Source organism: Flavobacterium antarcticum DSM 19726 (assembly GCF_000419685.1).
Classification (GTDB): domain Bacteria; phylum Bacteroidota; class Bacteroidia; order Flavobacteriales; family Flavobacteriaceae; genus Flavobacterium; species Flavobacterium antarcticum.
On sequence record NZ_ATTM01000002.1, the window covers coordinates 124,374 to 150,075 of the forward strand.

Genomic DNA, 25,702 nt, shown 5'->3' on the forward strand with positions numbered 1-25,702 from the left:
ATTTTAATTTTATGAAAAACGTACCTGTTTTACTTGGTCTTTGTTTTATTTTTGCAACTTCGTGCAACAAAAAAAACGACTCAAAAATGTCTGAAAATATACAGCCTCCTGTGGCAAAGATAATTCCGAAAACACTTGAAAAATTCGGCGATGTTAGAATTGATAATTACTATTGGCTTAACGACCGCGAAAATCCAGAAGTGATTGATTACTTGAACAAAGAAAATGAGTATTACCAGAAAATGACGGCTCATACGCAAACACTTCAGAAAGAATTGTTTGACGAAATGAAGTCCCGAATTAAAGAAGATGATTCTTCTGTTCCGTACTTTTTAAACGGATATTACTATTTAACCCGTTACGAAACAGGAAAAGATTACCCCATTTATTCGCGAAAAAAAGGTTCGCTTGACGCCAAAGATGAAATTCTTTTCGACTGCAACGAATTAGCAAAAGGACAAAGTTATTTCGCTTTAGGTGGAATGAGCATCAGTCCAGATAATAAATTGGCGTTGTTTTCAACAGATGTTGTGGGACGTAGAATTTACACGATGCAAGTAAAAGACTTGGAAACTGGAAATTTATTAGCGGACAAAATTGAAAATGTAGATGGCGGTGGCGTTTGGGCTAATGATAACAAAACTTTTTTCTACGTTACCCAAGATAAAAAAACATTGCGTTCGGATAAAGTATTCCGTCACCAAATAGGAACGGCTGATAAAAAGGATCCGTTAATTTTTGAAGAGAAAGACGATACTTTTAATCTTTCTATTGGTAAAGAAAAATCTAAAAAATATATCGTAATCGAGTCGGGGAGTACTTTGACGACGGAGTATCAGACTTTATTGACTGATGATCCAACGGGAACTTTTAAAGTATTTCAACCAAGACTTCGTGGTTTAGAATATGCAATTTCTCATTATGGAGACAGTTTTTATATCTTAACGAATAAAGACAAAGCAACGAATTTCAAAGTAATGAAAACGCCCGAAAATGCGACTTCAAAGGACAATTGGAAAGATTTGATTCCGCACCGTAAAGATGTATTGGTAGAAGATATTGAAATTTTTAAAGATTATCTAGTTGTTTCTGAACGTAGCAATGGTTTGAGTAAAATTCGCATCATGCCTTGGAGCGGAAAAGACGAATATTATTTGCCTTTTGAAATTGAAACGTACACGGCTTCGCCAACTACAAACGTTGATTTTGACACGGATATTCTGCGTTACAGTTACCAGTCGATGGGAACTCCTTCTTCAATTATAGATTTCAATATGAAAACTAAAACGAAAGAAGTTAAAAAAGAGCAGTCTGTTTTAGGTGGGAAATTTGACAAAAATAATTATACGGAAGAACGTCTTTGGGCAACTGCTACTGACGGAACAAAAATTCCAATTTCTGTAATTTACAAAAAGGGAATTAAGAAAGATGGAAAGAATCCGTTGTTGCTTTATGCTTACGGTTCTTACGGAGCAAGCATGGATCCTTATTTTAGTTCAACGCGTTTGACACTTTTAGACCGAGGATTTGTTTATGCGATTGCACATATTCGCGGAGGCGAGGAATTGGGAAGAGAGTGGTACGAGAATGGAAAGTTGTTGAAAAAGAAAAATACGTTTACTGATTTTATCGACTGTTCGAAATTTGTAATTGACCAGAAATTTACTTCACCTAAACATTTGTATGCTGAAGGTGGTTCTGCTGGAGGTTTATTGATGGGTGCGATTGTAAATATGGCGCCAGAATTATACAACGGAGTTATTGCTCAAGTTCCTTTTGTGGACGTAATGACCACGATGTTAGATGATTCTATTCCTTTGACTACGGGCGAATACGACGAATGGGGAAATCCAAATGAAAAAGAATCGTATGATTACATGAGATCGTACTCTCCGTATGACAATGTGAAGGCACAAGCGTATCCTAACATGTATGTTTCTACAGGATTACACGATTCGCAAGTGCAATATTTTGAACCAGCAAAATGGGTTGCCAAATTGAGAGCCACAAAAACTGATAAAAATGTTTTATTTCTTGATACCAACATGGATGCCGGTCATGGTGGGGCTTCAGGACGATTTGAAGCACTTAAAGAGCTTGCTAAAGAGTTTGCTTTTTTATTAGATTTAGAAGGAATTACCAAGTAATTGGATTTTTTTTGTTAAATTTGCAACGTTTTGAGGTTGATTTCGAATACTGAAATGCCTCGACTAACAATTTTTTTATGAAAGAGGAAATAAAAGCTTACGATAATGTTCTGGAGTTAATTGGTAATACACCACTGATTAAAATTAAGAAAGTTACCGAAGAATTAGAAGGTAATTTTTATGCTAAAGTTGAAGCATTCAATCCAGGACATTCCACAAAAGACCGTATTGCATTATATATCATTGAAGAAGCAGAGCGAAGAGGCATTCTTTCGCCGGGAGACACCATCATAGAAACTACATCTGGTAATACGGGTTTTAGTTTAGCTATGGTGAGTATTATTAAAGGATACAATTGCATTTTAGCCGTAAGTTCAAAATCATCGAAAGATAAAATTGACATGTTGCGCAGTTTAGGTGCTAAAGTATATGTTTGTCCCGCTCACGTTTCGGCAGACGATGATCGTTCGTACTACAATGTTGCTAAAAGATTACACGAAGAAACGAAAGGTTCTATTTATATCAATCAATACTTCAATCAGTTGAATGTTGACGCCCATTACAAAACTACGGGTCCAGAAATTTGGGAGCAAACAGGCGGCCAAATTACACATTTAGTAGCTTGTAGCGGAACGGGAGGAACAATATCAGGTACTGCAAAGTATTTGAAAGAGAAAAATCCAAACATAAAGATTTTAGGAGTTGATGCTTTTGGTTCGGTTTTGAAAAAATACCATGAAACGAGAGAATTTGACAACGATGAAATTTATCCATACCGTATTGAAGGTTTAGGTAAAAACTTAATTCCATCTGCTACTGATTTTGATTTGATTGATCAATTCATGAAGGTTTCTGATGAGCAAAGTGCACATGCCACTAGAGAAATTGCTAAAAGAGAAGGGTTGTTCGTAGGCTATACGTCGGGTGCTGTTTTACAAGCTATCAGGCAATATGCGGAAGAAGGAGCATTTGACAAAAACAGTAATGTTGTCGCAATTTTTCCTGATCACGGTTCAAGATACATGAGTAAAGTATTCAGTGACGACTGGATGAGCGACCAAGGTTTCTTTGACAGCGTTAATTTAGAGGAAGCTCAGAAAATTGAATTTATTAAATAGATCCATCACTTTAATATATAAAATACCGTTTCAATCTTTGAAACGGTATTTTTTTTTATTCTAAAAGTTAAATAGTTATGGACTGTGCTGCGTTTGTGGCTATATTTGTTGGTAAGTTCTTTGCTTATTTATCTCAAGAAAAAGGTCTTCGGTTTTTATCGAAGATAATAGGGAATCGTGTTTAATTCACGAACTGTCGCGCAACTGTAATCAGCTTTATAGTTTTTATCAATTAGATCCACTGAAAAACAACTTTTTGTTTTTGGGAAGGACGATAAAAATGCTGTAAGTCAGGAGACCTGCCTTTTTTTATTTGACAATGCTTTCGCGATTTGGAGTTATTGGTTTATTTTACGGGATACGTGTATCTATTCGTAACATAAATTATTTTCATTCGTTAAAGTGTTTTTAATAAGTCAGTACTTTTTAAAAATTAAAAACTACCAACTCTAATCACGAATGATTCACAAAAGAAATGCAACCATTACCGCAGTAGGAGGCTATGTTCCGGACACAATTTTGACTAATAAAATGCTCGAAAGTTATGTAGACACTAGCGATGAGTGGATCACATCTCGAACTGGAATTAAGGAAAGACGGATTCTGAGCGACATTACTTTGGCTACTTCTGATATGGCCGCTTTTGCAATTAAAGATCTTCTGCATGAATCGGGAGTTGACCCCAAAACAATAGATTGTCTAATTTTAGCCACATCTACGCCAGATCATATTTTAGCACCAGCCGCCACTTTAGTTTGTGAGAAAGCAGGATTAACAATTGCATGGGGATTTGACTTGAATGCCGCTTGCTCTGGATTTTTATACGCATTATCTGTTGGTGCAAGTTTTATTGAAAGTAATCGTTATCATAAAATATTAGTCGTAGGTGCCGATCAAATGAGTGCAATTGTCAATTATGAAGATAGAAATACTTGTGTGCTTTTTGGCGATGGAGCAGGAGCAGTCTTATTAGAATCTTCATCGGATGGTAGTGGTTTGATTGACAATGTGTTTAAAGTTGACGGAAAAGGCAGTTCCTCTTTATCCGTTTCTGGTGGAGGCTCGCTTTATCCTGCGTCATTAGTAACGGTGGCTGATAAAAAACACTTTATACAACAGGACGGAAAAAACGTATTTAAAAATGCAATTTTAGGGATGACTTCTACTTGTAGTGAGATTATGGAGCGAAATCAATTGGACACTGCAATGATAGACTGGATTATTCCGCATCAAGCAAATCTAAGAATTATCGAGGCGGTTAGTAAGCATTTAGATTTTCCGATGGACAAAGTGAAAGTAAATATTCAGAAGTATGGCAATACAACAGCGGCAACAATTCCACTTTGCTTATGGGATTTCAAAGAAGATTTTAAAGAAGGCGACAAATTATTAATTACCGCATTTGGAGCTGGATTTACGTATGGAAGTACGTATTTAAAATGGGGTAAACTACATTCAAAAATAATATAATTATGACATTAGAACAAAAAATTAACGCATCAGAAACGCATATTTTTAAAGCGGTGTTTCCAAATACTACCAATCATTACGATACCTTATTTGGAGGAACTGCAATGCAATTGATGGATGAAGTAGCATTCATTACAGCCACACGCTTTAGCAGACAACGAATGGTTACCGTTAGTAGCGACCGAATTGATTTTAAAAAACCAATTCCAGCTGGAACTTTTGCCGAATTAATTGGAAAAGTGATACATGTAGGAAATACAAGTTTGAAAGTTCATGTAGATATTTACGTAGAGCAAATGTATTCTTTGGAACGTGAGAAGGCCATTTCTGGCGTTTTTACTTTTGTGGCACTTAACGAAAATAAAGAACCAGTTTCTGTAATTAAATAAAAAATGCCTCAATTTAATTGAGGCATTTTGTTTTATTTTTTTTCTTCGTTATTCAATTTATCATCGAAGTCGGGTTTTTCACCTTTGAATTTCTGTGTGTCGACATCGTAATTTTCATCATTTGTCAATACTTCATCGTGGTCTTTGTATTCGTGCTTTCTCATGTCACTACGGTTATCACTTCCTTTGTTGTTTTGATTTTGAGAACTGTGGTTTGTCGGTTTCATAGCTTATGTTTTTAAATTCATTTAAAGATACTACTCGATGCACTGTTTGTTGTTACGAAATCACTTTCTAAAGTTTTGAAATTTCTATAATCCATCGCAATGGAGGAATTTTGTGTCTATTCAACCGTTTCCGGGTTTTCGCAGTATTTTTTAAAATTTTCTAAAATAGCATTCCAACCGCTTTGTTGCTCTTCAATTGAATTGCTTTCTTCTGCCTCAAAAGCATGTATAATTTCAGTCTCATTACCTTGTTTGCTAAAAACAATTGTAACGATACGTCCATCCTGTAGTTCATATTTGATTAGTTTTTCCTCTATTATATCAATGTAAGTTCCGTTAAAATCAATGCTGTTTGACCCATCTTTTGCAGACATTGTGTATGAGAATTTTCCTTTTTCTCTAAAGTCATTTTTCGCTTCTGGACAATAATAATCTTCCGAAGCATGATTCCAATTCTTGATGTGTCTTGGTTCCGTCCAGTAGTTCCACACTTTTTCTATAGGAACAGTAATAACTGTTTGAACAACAACTTTAATTCGGTCTTCCATAATAGGATGTTTTAAATTCTCTGTTAAAAAATAATCAGTGTGAAATTACAATTTTTATTAATTTAAAAATGATTTGCAATGTGCCAAATTTCATTTATTCGTACAATCTTAATTTATCTTGTAAGTATTTTGCGTGTTGATTAGCTGTATTTATCCTCTCTAATAGATCAAGAATGACTTCAATTCCTTCCTTATTGATGTTTAGTTCATTGTGAAATTGAATGATTTTTTCTATTTGTCTCAAATGATCTGAATGGATGTAGTTCTGTCCATTGGTTTGCACAAAATCTATTAAACCAAATTCATTTAGTTCCTCAATCAACGCTGGTTCCACTCGATATTCGGCACAAAAAACTTCAACTATTATTAATTCTGTATTTTCCATAATTAATTCTTTTTTGAAATTTGAGCTAATTCCTGAAATAACTCTTTTTCTTTGTCTGTAAGTGTCGTTGGAATTTTTATTTGATAGGTTACATACAAATCTCCAAATTCACCCTCTTTTTTATAAATTGGAAATCCTTTTCCTTTCAATCTAATTTTAGTACCAATTTGCGTTCCCGCAACAACTTTCAATTTTAATTTTGCGTTAGTAAAATCAGAAACGGTAATTTCTCCTCCTAAAACTGCAGTGTATAAATCCAATTCATAGTTCAAATACAAATCGTTTCCTACTCGTTTAAAGTCGGTATTATTTACAATCGAAAAGGTTATGTATAAATCTCCTTTTGGACCGTTATTTTGTCCGTCGCTCCCAAAACCTTTGATTTTAATGGTTTGTTGGTCTTCAATACCTGCCGGAATGGTAATCCTGATATTTTTTCCATTAACAGTAAGTTCTTTTTTATGCGTTTGCGACGCTTCCTTAATGTCAATTTGAAGTTGTGCGTTAAAATCTTGTCCTCTGTATTGACCTTGACTTCTTTGACTTTGGCGGCCGCCACTTTGACCAAACATTGAAGAAAAGAAATCTGAAAAATCTTCACCCTCATAATTCCCGTAGGATTGTTGACCTGAATTTGCATATGGTCTACTTTGTTGGCCTTGATTTTGTTGCTGGTATTTTTCGTATTCTTCGCCGCGTTCCCAATCCTTGCCGTACTTATCGTATTTCTTTCTGTTTTCGGCATTACTTAAAACGGCGTTTGCTTCGTTGAGTTGCTGAAATTTGGCTTGGGCTTCTTTATCGTCGGGATTTAAATCGGGATGTAATTTTCGTGCTAGTTTCCGATAGGCTTTCTTTATTTCTGCATCGGTGGCACTTTTTGTGATTCCCAAAACTTTATAATAATCAATGAATTCCATAGTTTTTAATAGGTTATTTGATTAGTGTTAAGGTAAGGAAAATTATAGCCATGGAAATTTAAAGCAGTGTTAAAATACTTTATTGAAATAAAAAAAGGCAATTAAGAAATACATAATTGCCTTTTGATATGAAAAAATTAGATTTAAATTTAATACCTTCCTGAAAGTAGACTTCCGCCAATAGCCGATTTTGCTTCAATTCCGAGTTTTTTCATCATTTCATACGTGGTACAAACCGCTGCAGAAGTGACGGGAATTCCAATTTCTTTTTCAATCAAATCAATTGCTTCAAGTGAGGGCATTTGTACACAAGCGGAAACCACTAAAACATCTATGCCTGTCAGATCTAATTGCTTGTAAATTTCTAATAAATTCATCGGGTTTTGTGCGGCAACTTCAAGATTATCCGGAATTTCAAGTGCAATACTTTCTTTCACTTCAATCCCTTGGTTTTCGATATAATCCACAACCATATCGGTTAGCGGTCGCATGTAAGGCGTAATAATCGAGATTCGTTTTGCTCCCAAAACTTTTAATCCATTAATCAATGCTCCTGCTGAAGTAACGATTGGAGTAGGGAAGTCGTTTGCAACTGTTTCCTGATGCAAATTTACTTCAGAAACGCAATGATAACCGCGACCCATGCTCATAATTGCTACCAAACAAGCATAACCCATCACATCCACGTGAGCGTCTGAAAGTTCTTGAGCACATTTTAAACTCATCGCGTCCATGGCTTCAAGTTCTTCCTTGGTCACTTTTTTCATTCGCATTCGGCTTGAATGGAATGTAAAACGCTCGGGTAAAATGGATTCCCGACTTCTAAAAATCGCCGGAATTTCGGTTTCCATGGTTACGTTTGAAGAGGGAACGATTTGTCCAATTCGATATTTTTTAGTCATAGTATTATTCTTTGGAACACAGATTTTAAAAATTCTAAAAATTTCGCTAATTTCTTATATCTGTGTTGCTTTTCTGTATTTATATTTCTCTAACGGTGTTTACTATTGTTCCAATACCTTCTACGGTAGCTTCCATCACATCGCCGTCTCTCATCCATTGCTGTGGATTTTGACCAGCACCAACACCTGCTGGAGTTCCGGTTGCAATTATATCACCAGCTTCTAATGTGAAAACAGTACTTAAATCTTCGATTAATTCATTGATGTTGAACAGCATCAATTTTGTATTTGAATTTTGTTTTTGAACGCCGTTTAATTTTAGCGACAAATTCAAATTATGTGGATTTTCTATTTCATCTTTTGTGACTAAATATGGTCCCATTGGTGCGAATGTATCTTGTCCTTTTGAAACAATCCATTGTCCTTCGCGACGGCAATCTCGTGCAGAAATATCGTTGATGACCGAATAACCAAATACATAATCCAACGCATTTTCAGCCGATACGTATTTTCCTTTTTTACCCATTATCACTGCTAATTCGACTTCATAATCGAGTTGTTGTGTCAGTTTTGTATTTAATAAAACATCTGTATTTGTAGCCGTAACCGTCGTTGGAGGTTTTGAAAAAATAATTGGTTTTTGAGGAAGTTTTCCTGTAGTATCTAAAGTTCTAGCACTTTCAGCAATATGTTCTGTGAAATTTAAACCAATTCCAATGATGTTTTTTCTTGGCTTCTGAATTGGTGCCAAAAGCGTAATTTCTGCTAATGAATAAGAAACTTCTTTCAAATCCTCTTTAGAAGTATTTGCAATTAGATCATTGATTTCAGCAATGACTTCAAAACCCATGTCAATCAATTCCAACATATCGTTTGGCAATGGAAAATTAGAGATGTCTCCAAAATCTTCCATATCAACGATGGAATTATTGGATAGAAAACCCAATCGTGGTTCTGACTCTGCTGTAGTATAAGTAGCTAATTTCATTTTTTAGTTGTTTGTTTTTTTAGTTGTAATTTTTTTATAAACGGTGAAAAGTAGGAGACCACTCCAAAATACAATTGAAATATAGCCAAAAATTACTTTATAATTTTCCTCCTGTTGGATTAAATAAAATCCGAGAAACAGGAATCCAATTGCCATTACAAATCCTAAAAGTGGTTTAAAATTGTTCATAGTTGGTCGTTTTATTTTTCAATTACTATTGATCGTATTTCATTCTCTTTATTCCGATAGTCAATTGTAACTTTTTCTTTGTTTTTAAGTTCTTTTCCTAGATTTAAAACGTCACAAAATGGCATTTTACTCAGCTTTTGAGAGTCAATGCTGATAATCTCATCACCATGACTCATTTTTTTTGCTAAATTTTCATCCCAAACAATTCCAACAACAAACTTGTTGTCTATAATTGTAGGCGTGTACTTTGGTATGTTATTTTCTAAAACAATTGTATCACTTGCCTCAAAGTACGCGTTTTTATGCCTAAAATCAATGATTAAATTGCCGTGATTCAAAAATGCTAATCCAATTCGTGAATTCGTATCATCTGTGGTCTCAATCAGCAGATTTTTGACTGAAGTATTATTTAAAATTGTAGTTTCTGCTTTCAGTAATCTTTGAGTGGCAACTGTTCCTGCTCCAAAAATTCCTATTCCTGAAACGCCTTCTGCTTTTGCAACCGTTTCAAAAATCTCACTTTCGACGAAATAATTAAATGCCCGATTAGACATGTCGTAATACCCGTCCATTCCAGTGTCAATTAACGCGATATCATTTGCTTTTTTATTGTTTTTCCCAATGAAACCAACTTGCATTAAAGGTGATTTTTGACTTCCTACTAATGTAATCTTTGTGGGTTTTGTCTTTGGTTCTACGTTTTTAACATTGTTAGTAATATAAATCTTTTGTTGACTTGTATTAATTTTTAAAATTGATTTTCTCAATAAATTACTTCCAATTATACCATCGATCTGGTAACAGCTAAACAAAGTATTGTTGTCAAAGTCATAAATTAATGTGGGCTGTTTTTCAAAATTTAAAGTACCGATTTTTATGCTGGGAATCTCAGTGACCTGCATTGATTGTAGTACGTTGTTGGCATCACTAATCTTACCGGCACTTATTTTAACCAAATTTAATTCCTCAAATATTCTTGTAGAAATTATATTTGGTGCACCTGTATCTAATAAAAATTTATAAATTTTTCCATTTATAGCTACGGGTACAATTATTTTCTCATTAATCAGCTCGTATGCAATTTCTGCAAAATAATTTCTTTCTTTTATAAAACCCTTATCAAAATTTATATTTTGAGAAAATAATTCGGAACAAGAAAATATAAGGAAAAGAACAAATTTGATCTTCATTCTGATAGGATTTAATTACAAAACCGTTTGATGTCCGCCATTTTCAGAATAAACTTTATCTTGGTAGAAACCAAGTTTCTCAATTACAGGCAAATCATTAAAAGAGAATAAACAAGCATCTTCTAAATCCGAATCATTGTGGTGTTCGTGCCAAGCCCATGAAGGAACACAGAAAATATCTCTTTCTTTCCAATCAAATCTTTTCCCGTCAATTATTGTGTATCCCGAACCTTTCGCACATTGGTACACAAATGACCCCGTATGCTTATGTGCTTTTCCTTTAAAATTTGGCGGTAATAATTGCATCGAACCTCCCATTGTTTGCATCACATGGCCACCCGTTAATGGATTTGAATACTGCATAATGATTCCGTCAAAAGGATTTAAATCGTTCACTTTTGCTGTTTCTAAAAGTGCAGGATATACTTTTTTCCATTCAAATTTGAATAGCGGAGAATAGCTTTCTTTCCAAACTTTATCAGCAACTAAAAGACCTGATAATCCATAAGTTATAGGTGAGTAATTAACTGGCGCATTTAACTCTTGTTTTCCATCCAAAACGGCATAATCATTTGCTTCCAAAGCGTTAGCTAAAGGAATGTCAAGTCCGTCTTGCCATATACAAGTTTTTCCATTAATATCAACTCCATGCTCGTGCCATGCAGAATTTGGCGTAATCACAAAATCATTTACTTCAAAGGTAATTTTGTTTCCGTTGACCACAGTATAACCGCCTTCACCTTCCATAATGAAACGTAATGCCGAAGCTTTATGTCGGTGAGCCGAAGTGCTTTCTCCAGGACGCGTTACCTGAATTCCTGTGTATAACCAACCCACAGCTGCCGAAACGTCTTTTCTTTTGTCGTTTACCAAATAAACAACACGACGTCCCGCTTGTTCCGGTGTTACTAATTCAGACGATTTTAGAACTAGATCTCTTAACTTGTCGTATTTCCACAACATTGGAACTGAAGAACTTCGCGGTTCCCATGGTTCGATATCATTGGCAACAGTCCACAAAGCACCTGCTCCAAGCGATTCTAAATCTTTGTAATATGCTTGTAATTCCGGAGAGTCTTGCACTCTTGCTCTTCCTATTTGGTCGTCTGAATGGTTGTTGTTCATGTGTTTTATATTAAAAAACCTTTGTCAAAGTTTTAAACTTTGACAAAGGTTGAATTGTTACCTCTTATTAAACTCCTCATGGGTATTTACAAAAGTAATTTTGCGAGTAGGAGCGACATTCACTCGTAAATCAAAAATATCGAACCGATTGTAATGACCTAAAATATCGTGCATTTGTTTGGGCTGAATGCATTTTTCCAAATCAATTTCGGCATAGACAATTCCTTCTTCGTCAATTAATGGTTCGCCAATTACAGCGCCATTTGGACCGATAAATCCAGAGAAAGCGGAATTTTTACGAGTCAATAATTCTTCTACATTTGGAACATCATCTTTTAAAGCGTCCATAATTTCTTGAGAAATAGTGGAGCACGAAACAATTGTAAAAAGTTTTCCTTCAAAAGAATGTGCTGCAGCTCTAATCTTAATTGCTTCAGCCATGTTGTAATCTGGTGGAGCAACTGGAAGTGAAATGTAATTTGCAATGTGAACCAATTCGCCTTGAGAAAGTAAGGTGAAACGTGCTAAAGTATTTGTATTTTCGCCACAAGCTAAAGTTCCAAGAGGTCCAACTTCTGTGTCGTATACTTTTAATGAAGAACCGTCGCCCGAAGTCCAAGTTAGTTTTTCGGCCCATGTTGGCACTAACTTTCTGTGTTTTCCAATTACGATTCCTTTATCGTCGATAATTAGATTTGTATTATAAATTTCCCCATAACTGTCGCCGCGTTCATTGATTCCTATTACGATATGACAGTTATAATCGATTGCCGCTTGAAACAAAGGTTTCATACTTTCATCCTCAACTTTAACGGAACATTTATACAGTTTTTCATACCATTTACTTCCTTGAACAGGTGTCATAATCCAATTCCAATACGGATAACCTGCGATAAAAACTTCTGGGAAAGCAATTAAAGTGGCGCCATTTTCAGACGCTTCTTTGACAAAGGAGATGGCTTTAGCAATTGTTGCTTCTACATCTAAAAAAACAGGAGACGTTTGAACTGTGGCTGCTTTGAACTTTTTAAATTCCATTATTTTTTATTTGGAACACTGATTTAAGAAATTAGAAAAATCTAAACAATTAAATAGGTGCTGATTGAAATTGCAAATAATACTATTATAAAATACTTTGTAATTGTTATTGCAATTGATATTTTTCTATTTTACTTTTCATTTCTTCATTAAAGGGAGCTGATTTAATTTGGTGGCGACCTTCAACAAATTCTACGTTTACTAAAGTAACTTCTCCTTCTAAACACGTTTTTCTTTGTTCGTCTAAAAACTCAAATCCACAATTAATGGATGAACTTCCTAAGCGAATTACCCATAAATTTTTAGTCAGTATTTCGCCTAAACGAGCGGCTTTTTTGAATTGCACTTTTAAGTCGACTGTAGGAATTCCATTCGTTTCATGGATTTTTGAAAAAGGTCTCTCTAAAGCTTCTTCGAACCAATCTTCTACAAGGTCGTTGAGCATTTCTAAAAATCGGGGATAGAAAACAATTCCGGCGTAATCCACGTGTTTGAAACGAATTTTTTCTTGTTTGCTAAAAGTTTGGTTCATGTTTTATATTTTAGTCAATTGGTATTTTGGTTAGAAATAAACATTCATTCAAAACTGAACATTCGGATGGTTTAGCCCGGATGGCAGTGAAAATCCTTTTGTTTTTTTCTTTAAAAAACAAAAGATTGAAGCGTACAGCCGGATTCAGCTCTAGAGAAAATTAAAAACTTTCGACAGTTGCTTTTTTCCAGAATGGTTTAAGCTTTTTTGGTACGGTATCTTCGTCAAGTAAACAGCCTTTTTCAAGCTCTGGATAAGTTTCTGCAAAAGTCTGAATCGTTGTACGATCTACTCGCATACTTACTACATGACGGTCCACTTCGTCTGGATGCGCAATTCCGGCAGAAGCCATTAAATCCATCGCACTTTTAACGGTTTCGAATTGGAAACGAGCTACTCGAACGCTTTTTTGTTCTGGAACAAGACCTTTAACTAGTTTAGGATCTTGCGTTGCAACTCCTGTTGGACACGTATTTGCGTGGCATTCCAAAGCTTGAATACAACCCAAAGCGAACATCATTCCACGAGCCGAATTACATAAATCTGCACCAGTTGCCAATGTTTTTATGATATCAAAACCTGTTACAATCTTTCCACTACAAATAATTTTGATTTGATCTTTGATTCCAAAACCATTCAAACAGTCGTAAACAAACGCCAATGCATCGCGAAGTGGCATTCCCACGTGATCTGAATATTCAATTGGTGCTGCACCAGTTCCGCCTTCACCACCGTCAACGGTAATGAAATCAAAATAGGTTTTTGTCGCAACCATTGCTTTACAAATGGAAATAAATTCAGATTTATTTCCTATACAGATTTTCATTCCAATTGGTTTTCCGCCAGAACCTTTTCGCAGTAATTTTATGAAATCCATTAATTCTAACGGATTTTTAAAAGCAGAGTGGGATGGAGGTGAGATAATATCGTGACCTTTAGTAACCAAACGGATTTCGGCAATTTCATCTGTAACTTTCTCTTTTGGTAATATTCCACCATGACCCGGTTTCGCACCTTGAGAAAATTTGATTTCAACCATTTTAACTTGTTCGTATTGTGCCCGTTTTGAGTATTCGTCAAAATTAAACGTTCCATCTTCATTTCGGCAACTGAAATATCCAGTTCCAATGTTCCAAACCACGTCTGCGCCAAATTGCAAGTGATAAGGAGAAAGTCCACCTTCACCCGTATTGTGGTAAAAACCACCTTGTTTAGCTCCAGAATTAAGTGCTAAAATTGCGTTTTTACTTAATGAACCGTAACTCATTGCACTAATATTGTACAAACTCGCTTCGTAAGGTTTTTCACATTGAGAAGATCCAATTTTAACTCGCGGATGCAAATCTACGTGCGAAAAAGGAATTGCTTTAATACTGTGATTGATCCACTGATAACCAACCTCATAAAGATCTAATTGTGTTCCAAATGGATACGAATCCATTTCTTTTTTACTTCGTTGGTACACCAAATTTCGCTCTAAACGATTAAAAGGTTTCCCTTCTAAATCCGTTTCGATGAAATACTGACGTATTTCAGGTCCAATTGATTCTAATAAATAACGCATTCTGCCCAAAAGTGGAAAATTTCGCCTAATGGTACGTTTCGATTGAAACATATCAAAAAGACCTAATCCAATCAACGGTAATAATATCAATAATAGATAAAGTGATTTTATATTTATGGTTGACATCCAACCCACAATACACAATAACGTAAAACTGACAACTAAAAATACTTTTCTCATTTTAATTTTTTAAGACAAAAATGTCATTCTAAATTCAACTCTTTAACTTAAAGCGCTGTATTTTACCGGTTTCTGTTTTAGGAAGTTGTTCCACAAAGTGAATGACACGTGGATATTTATAAGGAGCGGCGACTTGCTTAAACCAATTTTGAATTTCTAATGAATATAAATCTGATGCATTTGTCAAATCTTTCAAAACAACATACGCACAAACCACCATTCCACGTTCTTCATTTGGCAAACCCACAACCGCACATTCTAAAATGGCGTCGTGTGTTAACAAAACACTTTCGACCTCAATTGCTGCAATATTATAACCCGAAGAAATAATCATATCGTCTCCACGTGCAACAAACCAGTAATATCCGTCTTCGTCCTTACGGAAAATATCACCCGTAATATTCCATTTTTGCTCAACATATTCCTTTTGCTTGTCTTCGGCATTTAGATATTTGCAACCTGTAATTCCTTTAACAGCAAGTCTTCCCGGCTGATTTACAGCGACTTCATTTCCTTCTAGATCGACAATTTTTGCTTCGTAGCCACGAATTGGTAAACCTGTAGCGCCTTTTCGCATATTCTCGTCGGTAGAAGATATAAAGATATGGAGAATTTCTGTACTACCAATGCCATCTATAATTTTTAACCCTGTCAAATTGTACCAATCTTCCCACACTTTTAAAGGCAAAGTTTCGCCAGCTGAAACGCATTTTCGTAACGAACTAACATCGTATTCGTTAACTTTCGTACTAATAATTCGCCAAGCTGTTGGTGCTGTAAAACAAATAGTGATTTTGTAATCCTGAATTGCTTTTAACAATAATTCAGGTGATGGTTTTTCAATTAAAAAAGTCGAAGCACCATAATAAAACGGAAATAAAACCAACCCTCCAAGACCAAAAGTAAAACCTAACGGCGGACTTCCTGTGAAAATATCATTTGGAGTTACATTCAAAGAATATTTTGGAAATGCTTCACAAATAAGCAAAATATCTTTGTGATAATGAGCAGTCATTTTCGGTTTTCCAGTAGTTCCTGAAGTAAATCCGATGAGACAAATCGCTTCAAAACCGGCATCGAAATTTTGAAATTCTGTTGGTTTATTTGCCATCAAAGCTTCTAATTCTGAAAAATCATTTAAGTGAGAACTGAAAGTCGTAATTGATTTAATAAAAGAAGATTGTACCGATTTTAATTCGTCTACCAAATTATATTCAGAAAAAGCGTGACTAATTTCGGCACTGTCAATCATTGTAGTCAACTCTTTTTCACGCAGTAAAGGCATTGTTGAAACTACAATTCCACCCGCTTTTAAAACGGCAAACCAAATGGCAACAAACATTGGATTATTTCCCGAACGAATCAAAACTCGATTTCCAGATTTTAATCCTAAATCGTCAACTAAAACATGAGCGATTTGATTTGCTTTTTCATACAAATCTTGGAACGTCCATTTATCTTCAAAAGTTTGAATCGCAGTCGTATTTCCGCGACCTTCTCGAATATGAATATCGAGTAATCTATCCACACAATTATTTAGATCCGAAAAGTCGAAATCAGCATGATCGTTTAAATAATCAGGCTGTAAATCAACATGTGGAAGATGCCTTTCGGCAAAATTATCACTGTAATTTTTCATAGTTTACCTTATTATTTATGACTTTTTGGCTTCAATGCTTTCTTCATTCCTTCTATCATTTTCCGATTTGTTTTGGTCTCCGAAAATAAAGGTTGAACTCCCATTTTGTAGGAATTTGGAATGTCATTTGGTTCAAAATTCTCGTATGCTTGAGCATTTCTCACAAAATAAGGATTTAATAATAAGGGTTTTCCAAGAGCAACTAAATCAGCACGACCATTTAATATAATTGTGTTTATTTGGTCAATATCTGTAATCGAACCAGCAGTAATTGTTGGAATATGAAGTGTATTTCGCACTAAATCAGAAAAAGGCGTTTGCCACATTCTTCCCGTTAGCGGTTTTTGATTTGCAACAGTATTTCCTGTTGAAACATTAATTACATCAGCGCCAGCCATTTTAAAAGCTTCGGCAATGGTCAAAACATCGTGTTCACTAATTCCGTTTTCTGCCCAATCTGTAGCCGAAATTCGTACTGAAATAGGCTTTTCTGATGGGAAAGCATTTCTAATAGCTGTGAAAACTCTTAATGGAAATTGAAGTCGATTGAATATGCTTCCGCCAAATTCATCCGTTCTTTTGTTTGTCAATGGCGACAAAAATGAAGCTAGAAGAAATCCGTGATGTGCTTGCAATTCTATCATATCGAAATTCGCTTTCTCTGCATTACTCGCCGCATTTTCAAATTGACTTACAACTAAATCCATGTCTTCCAACGTCATTTCCCTTGGAATAATTCCGCCTTCCACAAATGGAATTGCAGAAGCTGAAATTAACTCCCATTCTTCAGAAGAAGATAGTTTTTCTGTGTCCCAAGGTTTTTTAATACTTCCCTTTCGACCGGAATGACCCAACTGAATTTCAACCTTTGTTGACGAGCTTTTATGAATGAAATCAGTTATTTTTTTCCATTCAACTGTTTGATTTTCATTGTAAATACCTGTACAACCTAAAGTGATACGACCTGAATCGCTTACTGCAGTCATTTCAGTAATAATCAATCCCAATCCGCCTAAAGCCCGTTGCGTATAATGACCAAAATGCCATGAATTAGGCAAACCATTTTCTGCTTGATATTGTCCCATTGGTGCCATTACTATTCTGTTTTCCAACTTTAAGTTTTTAATGTGGAAAGGCGTAAAAGCAGCGGGCGTATTTATATTTTCGCTTTGAATTTTTTTATTGAATTCCTGTAAAACTTTCGACGGAAAAGATGCATCACGAATGGCTAAATTTTCAAAAGTAACTTTCTTAGATCGCGTCATTACGCCAAAAGCAAACTGATTGAAATCAAAATCGATGTAGCGATCCATGTTTTCAAACCATTCTAAAGATACATTTGCGGCATATTGGATCATTTCAACGCGATTGCGTCGTAGTTTTTCATATTCAGAGAAAGCGGCTTCTTTATTGGTCCCAAATTTCACAATAGCATCTGAAAGTGCAATCGCACATTCCATTGCTAATTTTGTTCCAGAACCGATTGAATAATGAGCAGTTGCTTTCGCATCGCCTAACAATACAATGTTGTCTTTATGCCATTTTTCATTCGTAATGGCAGGAAATTGACGCCAATGCGAACGATTTGAAATCAATCCGTGTCCGTCTAATTCTTCTGCGAAAATCGAACTAATTTTAGCAATCGTATCTTCTTCATTGGTAGTTTCAAAACCTGCTTTCTGATACGTTTCGTCAGAACATTCAAAAATCCAAGTACTCATTCCTTCTTCGTATTGATAGGAATGCGCGACAAAAGGACCAAATTCAGTTGTTCTGAAAAAATAAGTAAAGGCGTCAAGTGGTTTCGTAGAACCCATCCAAACGAATTTGTTTTTCTTCAGTTCGGTTTTTGTGCCAAAATCAGTTTCAAATTGAGTTCTGATTGCACTATTTATTCCATCTCCAGCGACAATATAATCAGCTTTAAGATCTAAAACATTATCTATTGGATGTTCAAAATGCAAATTCACACCTTCTTCTCGACAGCGTTGTTGCAACAACTGAAGTAATTTTTTACGTGAACAGCCGCAGAATCCATTTCCTGTAATTCGAACAATTTCGCCATCTCGCGCGACATCTAAATCGTCCCAATACGCAAAATGGTGGCGAATTAAATCGTATGATTTTGGATCACGCGTTAAGAATTCGCTCAGCGTTTCATCTGAAAACACAACGCCGAAGCCAAAACTATCGTCCGCTTTATTGCGTTCGTAGATGTCAATTTGGCAATCAGGTAAAGCTTTTTTAGTTAAAATTGCAAAATACAAACCTCCAGGTCCACCGCCTACAACGGCAATAGATTTTGGTTGATCATAATTTGCATTCTCTGCGGAAGTTAAGGTCATTAAGTTGGTCTTTTGATAGTGAATAGTTCGCCCAGTTTAGCATAATTAGCTCCAGCTAGACGGGATATTGGTTGGTATTTATCTAAATTTATGTGAAAATTATCTAACAAAATTTCATCGGTAACATGCATGTGAATTACACGTCCGATGATAATCGTTGAACCCCCATTTTTATGTTGTTCTAAATTGTAATGATGCACAAGCACGCATTCCATAGAAACAGGACTTTCTGCAACTAACGGCGGTTTTACTTTCACAGAGACACGTGGTTTCACGTCGGCGAATTCAAATTCACTTTCGTGTGGTTGCAAAGGATGTGCCGTTGAATTCATCTTTTCAGCAAGTTCTTCAGTAACCATATTCACTACAAATTCCTTAATTTTTAGTATGTTATTTAAAGTATCTTTATTTAGGTGACCACTTCGTGAAATGGAAAACATTAAATGAGGCGGATCATCGCCAACAGCATTAAAGTACGAGAATGGTGCTAGATTTGGAACTCCTTCCTCGTTTACTGTGGAAACCCAAGCGATGGGACGAGGTATGATTAAGCCTGTTAATAATTTATAAACCTCCTTTTGCTGAAGGTCGTCCGGATTAAATTGCATATGTTGTCGTTGTTTCTACAAATTAAAGAATTTTTTTAGAATTTTATTTGGTGAATAAATTAAATATCCACTTAAAAGTACTGGTATAACAATTTTCTACTTAAAAGTTTAACAACTGTTGAGTTTAAATGCGCTGTTTTTTCAAAATAATTTTCTGATTTCATTAAAACAATAGTTTACTTTCGTATTAGACTTTTAAAATATTCCTCTTTTAAATCAAATTCAGCCTGTAACTTATGAATACACGTTTCAATTTTATAGTATTTATTACTCTTTTAGTAAGTGTAGTTGCTTTTTCTCAAACGGATAGCTTGAAGAAAACGGATTCCATTAACGGTAAAATCCTAAAGGAATATAAATTACAGCAAATTTCAAATTCGAAAGAACTGAAATTAGATTCGATTAAAAAATCGATTTTAGAAGAAGAGTTACTGAGTTTAAAAACTACTGATAATCTGAAGAAGCAAAATCTTTTGCAGCAATTAGAGGAATTAAAAAACGCAGAAACCAATCGATTAGCGATTAAGAGGAAACAAATCGAATCTTTAAAAGTTTCGGCGAAAGGGTATCCAGTTATAGGCACTTTCAGTGACACTTTGTTTTTACTGTACAATCGTTTGGGTAGTTTTTCCGCACAAGATCGGGCAGAGGCAGTCTCTAATCGATTACGTGTTTTAGAAGGCGATTATAATTTTGATCCCAAAAGTTTAAAAATAATCAATTCGGAAACCAATACCGATATTGTCACAGGTGAGAAAATCCTGTTCAGTGTTTCCGAAAATGATGCCATTTGGAACGATGCAACTCCCGAAGAATTAGCGGAGACGTATAGACAAATCATCGTCGCGAATTTTGAAAAACATAAAGAAGCAACAAGTTTTCCAACGTTAATGAAGGAAATCGGCTTGGCATTATTAGTAATTCTTTTGTTTTCTGCTTTAATTTATTTTACTGGAAAGCTGTTCACTTGGACGGCTTCTAAAATTGAGTTGAATGAAGAAAAATCCATTAAAGAAATCAAGCTTAAAGATTATACGTTGTTTGATGCAAAACGTCAAGTCAATGCATTGCTTCTCGTCAATAAAATCGTAAAGTGGTTTATCGTTCTGCTGCTCATTTATATTGCTTTACCTATTCTTTTCGGCATTTTCCCGTGGACTAAAAATTTTGCAGAAGTTCTTTTTGGCTATATTTTAAATCCACTTCGGAAGATTACATCGGGAATTTGGAATTACTTACCCAACTTGATTACGATTATCGTGATCGTGATTTTCTTCAGGTATGTGATGAAAGGCATTCATTTTTTGAAAGAAGAAATTAAGAATGAAAACTTGAAGTTTCCCGGTTTTTATCCGGATTGGGCAAATCCTACCTTTCAAATTGTACGTGTGTTAGTGTACGCTTTTATGGTTGTCGTGATTTTTCCTTATTTGCCAGGAAGTGATTCGCCTATTTTTAAAGGTGTTTCTGTTTTTTTAGGGTTCCTGTTTACCTTTGGTTCCGCAGGTTCATTGGCGAACGTAATTGCAGGATTAGTGTTGACTTACATGCGGCTTTTCAAAATAGGTGACCGGGTAAAAATTGGAGATGTTTTTGGCGACGTGATTGAAAAATCACTATTGGTAACACGCGTTCGAACAGCTCATAATGAAATTATTTCCATACCCAATTCAACCGTGATGAGTAGTCATACCATCAATTACAGCAGCGAAACTGTTGATAGTGGATTGATTTTACATACGACCGTAACTATTGGATATGATGTTCCTTGGCAGAAGGTACATAATGCTTTACTTGAAGCTGCAAACCGAACCGAATTCCTTTTAAAAGAACCAAAACCTTTTGTTTTTCAAAATAGTCTAGAGGACTTTTATGTGGGTTATGAAATTAACGCATATACTAAAAATGCCAATCAACAAGGTTCAATCTATTCTGATTTGCACACGCACATTCAAGATTGTTTTAACGAAGCCGGAATAGAAATCATGTCGCCTCATTACAGAGCGGGAAGGGACGGAAGTCAAACTACAATCCCCGAATCTTATTTACCAAAAGATTATAAAGCACCTCCTTTTAACTTCAATATCACCAAACCTTAATTAGGAATTTTCCGGTTCAACGTAATTTGCTTTTATAAAATCTGTGACAAGATAGGCGATTAATTTTCCAATCAAATGCGTGTTTTTGGCTTCCGCCAAATCGGGAGCGCCTTCGCAAATATGAAGATAAGCTGCATTTTGGCTTTTGCCAAAGTAATGAATAAAGTGCCGCACTTCTTCTACTGAAAAACCACTTAATGTCATCGCGCTACTTGCTACATTTGGCAACGCGTCTAAGTCAATTTCAAGACCAAAGTAATCTGTTTTCACATGGTTCAGTCCATTTATAAGTTCTTGCTCAAATGATTTTTCTTTGGTAATCTTAATTGAATCGTACGTATTGTATTTTACCCGTTGCTCCGTTTTTTTGATCAAGTCCAAAACGCTTTTTGAAGTATAGCTTTCGTGCAAGCCAAAAATGAAATATTTTTTAAGAAAACCTTCTTCGTACGCATACGAAAAACCGTTGCCACTATGTCGACCTTCTAAAATTCGAAAGTCCGAATGTGCATCAAAGTTGATTGCATTAATCGACTTCCCTTTGGCTAAAGCCGTACCTTTAATATTTCCGTACGCGTTGTTATGACCGCCGCCAATTATAATTGGAATTTTTCCTGCTTTGACAATGTTGCAAATGATGTGGGTTACTTCTTTGTCTAATTTTTCAACCAACTTACTTAATTGTAATCTGTTTTCTGCATTTTCAGTATTAATTTCATCTGCTTGTTGCATTTCAGCAGAAACATCAAGTTGGCCTAAGATTAATATTCGATTTCCCTTGCAGAACTTATTGTGTTGAATATTTGCAATACTTTTTAAAGCACTTTCCCAAGCAGATCGTGTTCCCGGTCGACCTAAATTGGCTCGAACGCCAATATCTTCTGGAATTCCAAACAAAACATATTTCGCTTCACTTTCTTCAAGGAACTTTATAATGTTTGCATTTTTGGGAAAGGTGAGCATTTTCTCACCAAACTTTATTTCTCCACTTCGGTGGTTTGTGATTTTGGCCAAATCAGAAGAAGTAAAGGGAATTAAATTTTCCATCGATCGATTTTTTTGATTTCAAAAATACTAATATTATATAAACTTACGTTAATTTGAAAAGGATTGCTCAATAATAAATTATTTTTGTTTCTTTGGGCCCGTAGGAAAAACCTTTAATTAATACCAAATACTAAATTAATTTTTACAAATGGAAAACGAAAGAAAAAATTCGAGTCTTAAAGCAATTGTTGTGGTACTTGCTCTTTTATTAGCAGGTAGCTTGGCGTACATTTTCAAAATGACGACGGATTCTAAATCTATGCAAACCGAGTTAACGAAAGAAAAAACGGAAAAAGCGACTTTCTTAACGGAATTGGAAGACTTAAAAGCATCTTACGACAATGCATTACAGGAAAACACGACCTTGTCTGACGATTTAGAAGCCGAACGTGAAAAAGTAATCAACTTAATTGCTGATTTAAAAAAATCAAAAGGCGATGCTATTTCAATGCAAAAATACCGCAATCAGTATAACGATTTGAATTCGAAAATGAAGCAATTGTTGGCTGAAAATGACCTGTTGAAAAAGAAAAACGAAACATTAACGACTCAGCGAGACAGTACTGTTGTTGTTTTAGGAGAGCAAAAACGTTTCAACGACACATTAGTTGTTCAGAATGAAAACTTAGCCAAGACCGTTGAAAAAGCATCTAAACTTAGTGTTATGAACTTACGAACACAAGCGATTAAAGTACGTAGTTCAGGAAAGCAAATTGATACGGATAAAGCAAGTCGTGCAGACCAACTGAAAGTTTGCTTTGCAATCGCTGCAAATGCAATTGCGAAGTCAGGTAACAAAACCTATTTTGTTCAAATTATCGACAGCAAGAATAATGTGTTAGGTGACAAGAAAATTGAAAACTTTGGAGATATGACTTTGACGTACAGCTTCACTACAACTGTAGCGTACGATAATAAAGCAGTTGATGTTTGTGAGTTTTTAGATGGAAAAGGTAAGGGTTTTGAAAAAGGAACTTACTTTGTAAACATTTTTGATCAAGCAGAATTGGTTTCTAAAACAAGTTTTTCTCTAAGATAAATTGGTTGTTATTAATTCAAAAAAAGAGCGTTTGTAATTTTCTACAAACGCTCTTTTTATATTTATATACTCTTTAAATCAAGATGCTTTTCTTTTGAACTCGTAGAAATTTATCTTGGTTTTTGGATCAACAAAATAGAGGTTTTTAGTTTTTAAATCATGTTTGACTTCTAATTTTGTTCCATTCATGGTTATGAAATACTTACGCTCTTTCGCGTCAAAAGTTATTTTATGGCTACTATTAAATTTATCTACAGCCCAAAACTCATCCTTTTCTTTCTTTATTACGAACAGTGATTTTTCATTCTTATCCGTATATCCGTTTTGGATCGCGATATATTTAGAATCTAAGACTTTCTTTCCACTGCGATACGCATCGTAATCTGAAAGAATTACTGTTCTGCCAGCATCTGTCGTGTCCACAAAACTGTATTTTACTTCACTCCATTTTCCGAGCATAGGTTCTGTCTGTGCCATTGAAGAAAGGGTAGCAAGTAAAACGACGGCAATTGAAATCTGTTTTTTCATAATGAGATTGTTTTAAATTTTAGATTTTTTTCACTCTCAAAGCGCGAATTAAGCACTGTTTTAGCGAAAATGTTTTCTTATCATCTCTATAACAACTTTTCGACTTTTTTATTACTAAAAAATTTAGATATTTAACTAAATCATTTTAATTTTTTGAAGTAATAGTAGTTATTTATTAAATTTCAAATCGCATCAAAAATTTAAGACTGTTTCGAAGTAATCACTCCGTTAATGATTACGTCTTCAATTAAATTACTTCCAAAAGCGTATGGAATTTGGTAATACGAAGAGATGGGTTTTGTAATAATTAAATTCGCTTTTTTACCAATAGTTATACTTCCATGTGTATCTGAAACTCCCATGGCATAAGCACCATTTATCGTCGCCGCGTTAATCGCTTCTTCGGGCGTCATTTTCATTTTGATACAAGCTGTTGCTACAACTAAATTCATATTTCCTGAAGGAGTTGTTCCTGGATTAAAGTCGGTTGCTAAAGCTAAAGGCAAACCAGCATCAATCATTTTACGAGCAGGAGTGTAGGGAATGCTTATAAAGAAGGAACAACTTGGCAAAGCAACCGCAATTGTATTTGAATTTTTAAGCACTTCAATGTCTTCATCCGTTACAATTTCCAAATGATCTACAGAAAGTGCGTCAAAGTCAACACACGCTTTAATTCCGTTGATTGCAGTAAACTGGTTGACGTGAATTTTCGGTCTTAAGCCGTATTTCGTTCCAGCTTCCATAATCTGCTTCGTTTCATCTACAGAAAAATAACCTGTTTCTAAAAATGCATCAATATAATCCGCTAAATTTTCAGCAGCTATTTTTGGCAACATTTCATTAATGATCAAATCAATATAACCTTGGTGATTTTCTTTGAATGCAGTAGGGAAGGCGTGGGCTCCCAAAAATGTTGCTTTAATTGGAAGAGAATAATTTTCTTTCAAACGTTTGATTACCCGAAGCATTTTCAATTCACCTTCAACTGAAAGTCCGTAGCCTGATTTGATTTCAACGGCACCCGTTCCTTGCGAAATTACTTCTTCCAACCGTTTTTTAGATTGGTTGTAAATTTCCTCTTCAGAAGTCGCATTTAGATTTTTTGCTGAATTTAAAATTCCACCACCACGATTGGCAATTTCCTCGTAGGAAAGTCCGTTGATTCGGTCTACAAATTCTTGTTCGCGACTTCCGGCATATACAATATGGGTGTGGCTGTCGCACCAAGTAGGTAAAACAACTCTTCCATCACAATTTATTTTTTGGTCGTATGTAATTTCTTTTAAATCGGTCATCAAGCCAAAATCGGCAATTAAATCGTCTTCAATTACTAAATAAGCATTTTTCAACGTAGGCAAAACAGCCATTGCTGCACCTGAAACTTTATCAATTGGAGTTTCTCGAACTTGAAGTAGTTCTTGTATGTGGGTCAATAAAATTCGCATAAGTTCTATTTTTTGTAAAAATAAAAGGGAATTTTAG

General features: G+C 35.1%; 24 protein-coding genes and 1 riboswitch. Of the genes, 6 read left to right on the top strand and 18 right to left on the bottom strand.

Annotated elements, in window-relative coordinates; translation table 11 throughout:
- The first annotated feature begins 86 nt into the window (after positions 1 to 86).
- From YWA_RS0103580 to YWA_RS0103595, 4 genes are all read left to right on the top strand, one after another.
- Entirely contained in the window at positions 87 to 2,147 is a 2,061-nt protein-coding gene (locus YWA_RS0103580) for a S9 family peptidase (protein WP_026718551.1), read from the top strand.
- Positions 2,148 to 2,224: 77 nt separating this feature from the next.
- Positions 2,225 to 3,265 (top strand): PLP-dependent cysteine synthase family protein, encoded by a 1,041-nt coding sequence (locus tag YWA_RS0103585; protein ID WP_022827126.1) that lies wholly within the window; start codon positions 2,225 to 2,227, stop codon positions 3,263 to 3,265.
- 125 nt (positions 3,266 to 3,390) lie between these two features.
- Positions 3,391 to 3,586: riboswitch (cobalamin riboswitch) on the top strand.
- Between the two features lie 138 nt (positions 3,587 to 3,724).
- A complete protein-coding gene (locus YWA_RS0103590; RefSeq protein WP_022827127.1) occupies positions 3,725 to 4,735 on the top strand; it encodes a beta-ketoacyl-ACP synthase III in 1,011 nt (336 codons plus the stop codon).
- A 2-nt stretch (positions 4,736 to 4,737) separates the two neighbouring features.
- Positions 4,738 to 5,124, top strand: coding sequence for an acyl-CoA thioesterase (locus tag YWA_RS0103595; RefSeq protein ID WP_022827128.1), 387 nt, complete (start codon positions 4,738 to 4,740; stop codon positions 5,122 to 5,124).
- 32 nt (positions 5,125 to 5,156) lie between these two features.
- Here YWA_RS0103595 and YWA_RS0103600 read toward each other — a convergent pair whose 3' ends face one another.
- From YWA_RS0103600 to YWA_RS0103670, 15 genes are all read right to left on the bottom strand, one after another.
- Positions 5,157 to 5,351 (bottom strand): hypothetical protein, encoded by a 195-nt coding sequence (locus tag YWA_RS0103600; protein ID WP_022827129.1) that lies wholly within the window; start codon positions 5,349 to 5,351, stop codon positions 5,157 to 5,159.
- A 116-nt stretch (positions 5,352 to 5,467) separates the two neighbouring features.
- Entirely contained in the window at positions 5,468 to 5,899 is a 432-nt protein-coding gene (locus YWA_RS0103605; RefSeq protein WP_022827130.1) for an SRPBCC domain-containing protein, read from the bottom strand.
- A 94-nt stretch (positions 5,900 to 5,993) separates the two neighbouring features.
- Positions 5,994 to 6,284, bottom strand: a complete 291-nt coding sequence (locus YWA_RS0103610) for a chaperone modulator CbpM (protein ID WP_022827131.1) — start codon at positions 6,282 to 6,284, stop codon at positions 5,994 to 5,996.
- Positions 6,285 to 6,286: 2 nt separating this feature from the next.
- Positions 6,287 to 7,204 (bottom strand): DnaJ C-terminal domain-containing protein, encoded by a 918-nt coding sequence (locus YWA_RS0103615; protein WP_022827132.1) that lies wholly within the window; start codon positions 7,202 to 7,204, stop codon positions 6,287 to 6,289.
- Positions 7,205 to 7,353: 149 nt separating this feature from the next.
- On the bottom strand, positions 7,354 to 8,106 hold the full coding sequence (locus tag YWA_RS0103620; RefSeq protein ID WP_022827133.1) for a maleate cis-trans isomerase family protein: 753 nt from the start codon (positions 8,104 to 8,106) through the stop codon (positions 7,354 to 7,356).
- A gap of 79 nt (positions 8,107 to 8,185) precedes the next feature.
- A complete protein-coding gene (locus tag YWA_RS0103625) occupies positions 8,186 to 9,094 on the bottom strand; it encodes a fumarylacetoacetate hydrolase family protein (protein WP_022827134.1) in 909 nt (302 codons plus the stop codon).
- A gap of 3 nt (positions 9,095 to 9,097) precedes the next feature.
- On the bottom strand, positions 9,098 to 9,283 hold the full coding sequence (locus tag YWA_RS0103630) for a hypothetical protein (protein ID WP_022827135.1): 186 nt from the start codon (positions 9,281 to 9,283) through the stop codon (positions 9,098 to 9,100).
- 11 nt (positions 9,284 to 9,294) lie between these two features.
- A complete protein-coding gene (locus YWA_RS0103635) occupies positions 9,295 to 10,473 on the bottom strand; it encodes a retropepsin-like aspartic protease (protein ID WP_022827136.1) in 1,179 nt (392 codons plus the stop codon).
- Positions 10,474 to 10,488: 15 nt separating this feature from the next.
- Entirely contained in the window at positions 10,489 to 11,598 is a 1,110-nt protein-coding gene (locus YWA_RS0103640) for a cupin domain-containing protein (RefSeq protein WP_022827137.1), read from the bottom strand.
- 57 nt (positions 11,599 to 11,655) lie between these two features.
- Positions 11,656 to 12,636, bottom strand: coding sequence for a carbon-nitrogen hydrolase family protein (locus YWA_RS0103645; RefSeq protein WP_022827138.1), 981 nt, complete (start codon positions 12,634 to 12,636; stop codon positions 11,656 to 11,658).
- Positions 12,637 to 12,742: 106 nt separating this feature from the next.
- Entirely contained in the window at positions 12,743 to 13,168 is a 426-nt protein-coding gene (locus YWA_RS0103650) for an acyl-CoA thioesterase (protein WP_022827139.1), read from the bottom strand.
- 160 nt (positions 13,169 to 13,328) lie between these two features.
- Positions 13,329 to 14,912: an FMN-binding glutamate synthase family protein gene (locus YWA_RS14585; RefSeq protein WP_022827140.1), complete on the bottom strand. Its 1,584-nt coding sequence runs from the start codon at positions 14,910 to 14,912 to the stop codon at positions 13,329 to 13,331.
- Between the two features lie 34 nt (positions 14,913 to 14,946).
- Positions 14,947 to 16,551, bottom strand: coding sequence for an AMP-binding protein (locus tag YWA_RS0103660; RefSeq protein ID WP_022827141.1), 1,605 nt, complete (start codon positions 16,549 to 16,551; stop codon positions 14,947 to 14,949).
- Between the two features lie 11 nt (positions 16,552 to 16,562).
- Positions 16,563 to 18,896 carry an oxidoreductase gene (locus YWA_RS0103665; RefSeq protein WP_022827142.1) on the bottom strand — a complete coding sequence of 778 codons (2,334 nt, stop codon included), beginning with the start codon at positions 18,894 to 18,896 and terminating at the stop codon, positions 16,563 to 16,565.
- Entirely contained in the window at positions 18,896 to 19,504 is a 609-nt protein-coding gene (locus YWA_RS0103670) for a flavin reductase family protein (RefSeq protein ID WP_022827143.1), read from the bottom strand. The genes YWA_RS0103665 and YWA_RS0103670 overlap by 1 nt, the downstream gene beginning before the upstream one ends.
- A gap of 236 nt (positions 19,505 to 19,740) precedes the next feature.
- On the opposite strand from YWA_RS0103670, the gene YWA_RS0103675 reads away from it, so the two are divergent.
- Positions 19,741 to 21,603: a mechanosensitive ion channel domain-containing protein gene (locus tag YWA_RS0103675; protein ID WP_022827144.1), complete on the top strand. Its 1,863-nt coding sequence runs from the start codon at positions 19,741 to 19,743 to the stop codon at positions 21,601 to 21,603.
- Here the strand turns inward: YWA_RS0103675 and YWA_RS0103680 are convergent, their stop codons facing one another.
- On the bottom strand, positions 21,604 to 22,650 hold the full coding sequence (locus YWA_RS0103680) for a formimidoylglutamase (protein WP_022827145.1): 1,047 nt from the start codon (positions 22,648 to 22,650) through the stop codon (positions 21,604 to 21,606).
- Between the two features lie 148 nt (positions 22,651 to 22,798).
- On the opposite strand from YWA_RS0103680, the gene YWA_RS0103685 reads away from it, so the two are divergent.
- The gene (locus YWA_RS0103685) at positions 22,799 to 23,689 is read left to right on the top strand and encodes a type IV pilus inner membrane component PilO (protein ID WP_022827146.1); all 891 of its coding nucleotides are present in this window, start codon (positions 22,799 to 22,801) and stop codon (positions 23,687 to 23,689) included.
- Positions 23,690 to 23,767: 78 nt separating this feature from the next.
- Here YWA_RS0103685 and YWA_RS0103690 read toward each other — a convergent pair whose 3' ends face one another.
- Both YWA_RS0103690 and hutI read right to left on the bottom strand, forming a co-directional pair.
- The gene (locus YWA_RS0103690; RefSeq protein WP_022827147.1) at positions 23,768 to 24,217 is read right to left on the bottom strand and encodes a hypothetical protein; all 450 of its coding nucleotides are present in this window, start codon (positions 24,215 to 24,217) and stop codon (positions 23,768 to 23,770) included.
- Positions 24,218 to 24,417: 200 nt separating this feature from the next.
- Positions 24,418 to 25,665 carry an imidazolonepropionase gene (gene hutI, locus YWA_RS0103695; RefSeq protein ID WP_022827148.1) on the bottom strand — a complete coding sequence of 416 codons (1,248 nt, stop codon included), beginning with the start codon at positions 25,663 to 25,665 and terminating at the stop codon, positions 24,418 to 24,420.
- Positions 25,666 to 25,702 lie beyond the last annotated feature (37 nt).